Source organism: Bradyrhizobium sp. SHOUNA76 (assembly GCF_023006445.1).
Lineage (GTDB): Bacteria > Pseudomonadota > Alphaproteobacteria > Rhizobiales > Xanthobacteraceae > Bradyrhizobium.
This window is the reverse complement of sequence record NZ_JALBHA010000429.1, coordinates 1-5,677: the sequence shown is the minus strand read 5'-3', so window position 1 is coordinate 5,677 and position 5,677 is coordinate 1. Positions and strand designations below refer to the sequence as shown.

The following is a 5,677-nucleotide window of genomic DNA, read 5'->3' as shown; positions in this document are numbered from 1 at the left end:
CAAGTCCATCGCCACCGAGCGCGACCAGCTCGCCTCTGACCGCGACCGGGTCCGCAGCGACCAGACCCGGCTCACCGCGCTCGTCGACGAGCGACAGCGCCAGCAGGCGGGGCGCGAAAAGGATCTCGACGCCGAGAATTCGCGCGCGATCATGCTTTCAAAGCAGGTCGGGGATCTCCAGGGGCTGATCACCAAGATGGAGCAGGACCTGCAAAGCGCCGCCAAGGCTGCCGAGAAGGCCGCCGAGGCGGCAAAGCTCGCCGAGGCCAAGGCGGCCGCCAGCGCCAAATCCGGCCCGGGCGCATTCAAGGACCGGTCCCGGACCACGCCGGCGATTGCCTTTGCCTCGGCCAGGGGTCTGCTGCCTCTTCCGGTTAACGGTAACAAGATCAGGGATTTTGGCGGTTCCGACGGGGTCGGCGGGGTCCAGAAGGGTATTTCGCTGGCGACCAAGCCCGGCTCCCAGGTCACGACGCCCTGTGACGGCTGGGTGGTCTATTCCGGCCCGTTCCGCAGCTATGGACAACTCTTGATCCTAAACGCCGGGGGCGGGTATCATGTCCTGATCGCCGGGATGGAGCGCATTTCGGTCAACATCGGACAGTTTGTGCTCACGGGGGAGCCGGTCGCGACCATGGGGTCGACCTCTCAGGTCGCTTCCATTCTCGCGACGAACGCGAGTCAACCTGTGCTGTATGTCGAGTTCCGTAAGGACGGCACTCCAATCGATCCAGGCCCATGGTGGGCCGCAAATGAAGGCGAGAAGGTTCGCGGATGATGCGCAAGACTTCAGTAATCCTCCTCAGCGCAGCCACCGGTGCGGCGCTGACGCTGTTCGTGACGCAGCCGCGCGCGGTGTTCATGGGCTCGAGCGCGCGAGCTGCCACCGCGGACACCTATCGCCAGCTCAATCTGTTCGGCGACGTCTTCGAGCGCGTGCGCTCCGACTATGTCGAGAAGCCCGACGACACCAAGCTGATCGAATCCGCCATCAGCGGCATGCTCACCGGCCTCGATCCGCATTCGAGCTACATGGACGCCAAGAGCTTCCGCGACATGCAGGTGCAGACCCGCGGTGAGTTCGGCGGCCTCGGCATCGAGGTCACGATGGAAGACGGCCTGATCAAGGTGGTCTCGCCGATCGACGACACGCCGGCTTCGCGCGCCGGTGTCATGGCCAACGACATCATCACCAATCTCGACGACGAGGCGGTGCAGGGCCTGACCCTGAACCAGGCGGTCGAGAAGATGCGCGGCCCGGTCAACACCAAGATCAAGCTCAAGATCATCCGCAAGGGCCAGGACAATCCGATCGACGTCACTCTGGTGCGCGACAACATCCGCGTCCGCTCGGTGCGCGCGCGTGTCGAGCAGGACGACATCGCCTATATCCGCATCACCACTTTCAACGAGCAGACCACCGAAGGCCTGAAGCGCGAGGTCGCCAACCTCTCGAATCAGATCGGCGACAAGCTCAAGGGCTACGTCATTGACCTCCGCAACAATCCGGGCGGCCTGCTCGAGGAAGCGGTCACCGTCTCCGACTCGTTCCTGGAGAAGGGCGAGATCGTGTCGACCCGCGGCCGCAACGCCGAGGAAACCCAGCGCCGCACCGCGCATTCGGGCGACCTCACCAAGGGCAAGCCGGTCATCGTGCTGGTCAATGGCGGCTCGGCTTCGGCGTCGGAAATCGTCGCCGGCGCGCTGCAGGACCACAAGCGCGCGACCATCGTCGGCACCCGCTCGTTCGGCAAGGGTTCGGTGCAGACCATCATTCCGCTCGGAAGCGGCAACGGTGCGCTGCGTCTGACCACCGCGCGCTATTACACGCCGTCGGGCAAGTCGATCCAGGCCAAGGGCATCGTGCCCGACATCGAAGTGCTGCAGGACGTGCCGGACGAGCTGAAGTCGCGCACCGACACCAAGGGCGAAGCTTCGCTGCGCGGCCATCTCAAGAACGACGGCGACGAGAAGACCGGCTCGCAGTCCTACGTCCCGCCGGACGCCAAGGACGACAAGGCGCTCAAGCTCGCCGACGATTTGCTCCACGGCATCAAGAACAGCGCCTCCGCCGCGCCCACTCCCGGCGGCGACAACAAGGCCACGACCGACAAGCCCAAAGCGGCGAACTAGGTCCTGGCATCGTAAGATCTGACGAAAAGGGCGGCTCCTGGAGCCGCCCTTTTTGCTTGCAACTCCTGGTATCCCCGGCCTATCCCGGCCTGCCGCCGCTTGACCTCGGCGTGGTATCGTCATTCGCAGTGATTCGGGATCGCGCATGACTGAAACGGCCGATGATCTGAGCGCCCCGCTCGGACAGGATAAGCCGCGCCGGAAACGCCGGCTGCGGCTGCCTTTCACGGCCATGCAGCTGCTCGCCGTCCTGCTCGGACTGTTCCTGGTTACCTTTGCCGGCTTCGCCATCTTCAACAAGGATCCGCTCGGCGGCGAGCCGATGACGCGGATCGCGCTCAAGCCGATGGACAAGGCATCGGACGAGAAGCCCGCCGCCACAGGCCATGGGCCCGAAACCAGGCAAGAGGGCAAGCACGAGACCAACGAAGCGCCGAAGCAGGCCGCTCCCGGCGAGCAGAAGACCGTCACCATGATCGACGGCTCCACCGGCGCGCGCCACGACGTGGTGGTCGGCGCCGGCGAGGCCGCCGACAAAGGCGACGCCGCAGCGTCGGCACCGCCGCCCGTCATGGCCGGGATCAATCCAAAGCTGCTGGAGAAGTCGCGCTACGGCATGATCCCGGTGGTCGCCGACGGGCTGAAGCCGTTCAACGTCTACGCGGCGGATGCCGACCGCGCCAAGGCCGCCAAGATGCCGGTGGTCGCCATCGTGATCGGCGGTCTCGGCGTCGGCGCCGCCAAGACCACCGACGCCATCATGAAGCTGCCGCCGGCGGTGACGCTGGCCTTCACGCCTTACGGCGCCGATCCCGGCAAGCTCGCCGAGCGGGCCCGCGCGCAGCGCCACGAGATCTTCCTGCAGATCCCGATGGAGCCCTACGATTTCCCCGACAACGATCCCGGGCCGCAGACACTGCTGACCTCGCTCAGCGCCGACCAGAACATGGACCGCCTGTATTGGCACTTGAGCCGGATGCAAGGTTATGCCGGCCTCACCAATTTCATGGGCACCCGCTTCATCGCGACGGAGCCGGCGATGCAGCCGATCATCCGCGAGGCGGCCAAGCGCGGCCTCGGCTTCTTCGATGACGGCTCCTCGCCGCGCAGCATCGCGCCACAGGCCGCGGCGAACCAGGCCATGCCGTTCGGCAAGGGCGACATCGCGATCGACGTGGTGCCGACCCCGACCGAGATCGACCGCGCCCTGAACAAGCTCGAATCGGCGGCACGCGAGCGCGGCGCGGCTGTCGGCACCGCCTCCGCCCTGCCCGTCTCGATCGACCGCATCGGCGCATGGACCAAGACATTGGGCGACCGGGGTATTCTTTTGGTGCCATTGACAACCGCGATGCTGAAATCAAAATCCAGCTAAATCAACGGATTGGTACGGCACGGGTCCTCGCGGGGCCATTCGCGCCCTACCAACAGCATGCGAGAGGTCTGGCGGAATGGCGCGTTACGAGGATCTGCCCTACCGGACCTGCGTCGGAGTGATGCTGATCAACACGAAAGGCCTGGTGTTCATCGGCCGCCGCGCCGGCGGCATCGAACATGTCGACGACACCCATGTCTGGCAGATGCCGCAGGGCGGCGTCGATCCCGGCGAGGACACCTGGGAGGCCGCCAAGCGCGAACTCTATGAAGAGACCAGCGTGCGTTCGGTCGAGCGGCTCGGCGAGGTCCCGGACTGGCTCACTTACGACATTCCTCGCACGGTGGCCGGGCGCGCCTGGAAGGGCCGCTACCGTGGCCAGCGGCAGAAATGGTACGCGGTGCGCTTCACCGGCAAGGACAGCGAGATCAACGTCGAAAAGCCCGGCGGCGGCGGCCACAAGGCCGAGTTCGTAAACTGGCGCTGGGAGCCGATGCACAATCTGACCGGGCTGATCATTCCCTTCAAGCGCCCGGTCTATGAGCGCGTGGTGCAGGAATTTTCCGCGCTGGCGGATGAATGATTTGCATCGTCATTCCGGGGCGTGCGAAGCACGAACCCGGAATGACGAGATTCCGGGTCTGGTCCTTCGGACCATCCCGCAATGACGATCAAAGAAGCAACCGCATGTCGAATGAAAAGCCCTACCGCCCCAATGTGGGCATCGCCCTCTTCAATGCCGATGGCCGCGTGCTGATCGGCCACCGCTTCAAGGGTGATGGGCCCGAGATCATCCTGCCGGGGCTCGACTGGCAGATGCCGCAGGGCGGCGTCGATGAGGGCGAGAACTTACGCGATGCCGCGATGCGCGAGCTCTGGGAGGAGACCAGCGTCGTCAGCGCGGACTATCTCGGCGAGACCGACTGGTTGACCTACGAATTCCCTCCTTACGACGGCCCGCAGACGCACCGGCTGGCGAAGTTTCGCGGCCAGCGGCAAAAATGGTTCGCGCTGCGCTTCACCGGCCGCGACGACGAGGTCGACCCGCTGACACCGCGCAACGGCCAGCCCGCAGAGTTCGACGCCTGGCGCTGGGAGCGCCTCGACCGCGTCGCCGACGTCGTGGTGCCGTTTCGGCGTGAGGTTTATCACGCGGTCGCCGAGCGGTTTGCGGTCTTCGCAAACTGAAACCGCGAAAACAACCCCATGCACAGTAGAACGGGGTTTGAAGTCGTTGGAGAATTTCCGCCGGAGATTTGCGCGTGAGGCACCGTTCTCGCCAGCAAGACTGCCACCGCTTGCTCCGCTGCGCTCCCTCCCCCGCTTGCGGGGGAGGGTTGGGGAGAGGGTATCCCCGCAACCGAGACCCCCCAAGAGGAGAGAGCCCTCACCCGGCGCGTTGCGCCGACCTCTCCCGCAGGCGGGAGAGGTGCACCGAGCCCGCAGCCGCTTGATTCAACCTAAGCACATTCCAGGCTAATTGATCGGTCCCACCGTGAACGGACCGATGGCGAGGACGTGGCAATCGCTGTCGCGCTTGGCGCAGTCGGCGAGCGCGGAGTTGACGGCGGTCTGCTCGTCGGCGGCCTTGAGGCCGAGGCCCGGCCGGCCGGCAGTGCCGACGGCAATCGCATTCCAGCCCATGGCGTCGGCGAGCTTGCGCACCACCTCGCCGCGCGCATCGGCCACGATCGAGGCATTGGAGGCCGCATTGAAGAAGCCGGTGATCCTGAACAGGGTCGGGATCGGCACGACGAAATTGTCGTCGACCGCGACCACGAGGCAGGCCACGCCGGCGATCGCGCCGCATGATTCCAGGGAGCGGCGCGCGGCGTCGTCGGCGGACGAGGCGCCGAGCACCATGAAATATTGTCCGCCCGGCCCAAGCGCGACCGAGCGCGATTTCGCCGCCGGCACGAACATGTTCTCGAGCCGGACCTTCTGCGGTTCGCGCACGATCGGAAAGTCCTTCGATGCGAACGCCCGCTCGGTCATGGCGTCATGCCGCACCCAGGGCTGCGGCGGCATCGGCGGCTTGCCGTGGGTGTAGACGACAATGTTGCCGACCGCATAGAGCTCGCAGCGTCGCGGTGATTGCGAGGCATCGGCGCGCTTCTGGCACTGCTCGAGCGCGCCGTTGCGCGCGGCCTCCTCGTTCGGCTGGTTCAG

The 5,677-nt window shown here is 65.8% G+C and carries 5 protein-coding genes and 1 pseudogene; 5 read left to right on the top strand and 1 reads right to left on the bottom strand.

Features of this window, described 5'->3' with window-relative positions:
* The 5 genes from MOV74_RS29805 to MOV74_RS29785 all read left to right on the top strand — a co-directional run.
* The coding region (locus MOV74_RS29805) for a murein hydrolase activator EnvC (protein WP_246930277.1) at positions 1 to 778 on the top strand (778 nt) is incomplete at its 5' end.
* On the top strand, positions 775 to 2,133 hold the full coding sequence (locus MOV74_RS29800) for a S41 family peptidase (protein ID WP_246930276.1): 1,359 nt from the start codon (positions 775 to 777) through the stop codon (positions 2,131 to 2,133). The genes MOV74_RS29805 and MOV74_RS29800, both read left to right, overlap by 4 nt.
* A gap of 145 nt (positions 2,134 to 2,278) precedes the next feature.
* Positions 2,279 to 3,508, top strand: coding sequence for a divergent polysaccharide deacetylase family protein (locus MOV74_RS29795; RefSeq protein WP_246930274.1), 1,230 nt, complete (start codon positions 2,279 to 2,281; stop codon positions 3,506 to 3,508).
* Between the two features lie 76 nt (positions 3,509 to 3,584).
* A complete protein-coding gene (locus MOV74_RS29790; RefSeq protein WP_246930272.1) occupies positions 3,585 to 4,091 on the top strand; it encodes an RNA pyrophosphohydrolase in 507 nt (168 codons plus the stop codon).
* Positions 4,092 to 4,195: 104 nt separating this feature from the next.
* Positions 4,196 to 4,696, top strand: a complete 501-nt coding sequence (locus MOV74_RS29785; RefSeq protein WP_246930270.1) for an RNA pyrophosphohydrolase — start codon at positions 4,196 to 4,198, stop codon at positions 4,694 to 4,696.
* Positions 4,697 to 4,984: 288 nt separating this feature from the next.
* Here MOV74_RS29785 and MOV74_RS29780 read toward each other — a convergent pair.
* Positions 4,985 to 5,677, bottom strand: a pseudogene (locus MOV74_RS29780) (adenylate/guanylate cyclase domain-containing protein); the annotation flags it as partial.